This window comes from Vibrio sp. 10N.222.52.C12, assembly GCF_041474215.1.
In the GTDB taxonomy this organism is placed as follows: Bacteria; Pseudomonadota; Gammaproteobacteria; order Enterobacterales; family Vibrionaceae; genus Vibrio; species Vibrio crassostreae_C.
This window is the reverse complement of record NZ_JBFRTR010000215.1, coordinates 1-378: the sequence shown is the minus strand read 5'-3', so window position 1 is coordinate 378 and position 378 is coordinate 1. Positions and strand designations below refer to the sequence as shown.

Annotated in this window: 1 protein-coding gene; it reads left to right on the top strand. The window is 44.7% G+C overall.

Annotated elements, in window-relative coordinates:
- Positions 1-378, top strand: a 378-nt coding sequence (locus AB4623_RS23785; RefSeq protein WP_372147495.1) for a transcriptional regulator, incomplete at both ends; no start/stop codon positions are given.

The window sequence follows — 378 nt, the reverse complement described above, 5'->3', positions numbered from 1 at the left end:
GATTCGACCCGATTAAAAACCGTATTTATAACGATGAACGTTCTATTAAAGTAGGATACCGTGAAACTCGGGTCCTGGAGTTATTACATAAAAACTCACCCGATATTGTTAACAAACAAGATATTATTAGCTTCGCTTGGGGAAACGAGTTCATAGGGGATACGTCACTAGCGAAAAGTATAAGTTTACTGCGCCAAGGGTTCGTTAGATTAGGCATCAAAGAAACCCCAATCGTCACCGTTCCTAAGGTGGGCTATCGCCTTATCGATGAGTGCGTGGTAATCGACTCCCCCATCAATAATGCAGCCACAACTCCCCTTGCTGATGCGAGCAACCTGATACCCGTCGGCAATAACGGTATTGCTATCGGTACAGCTG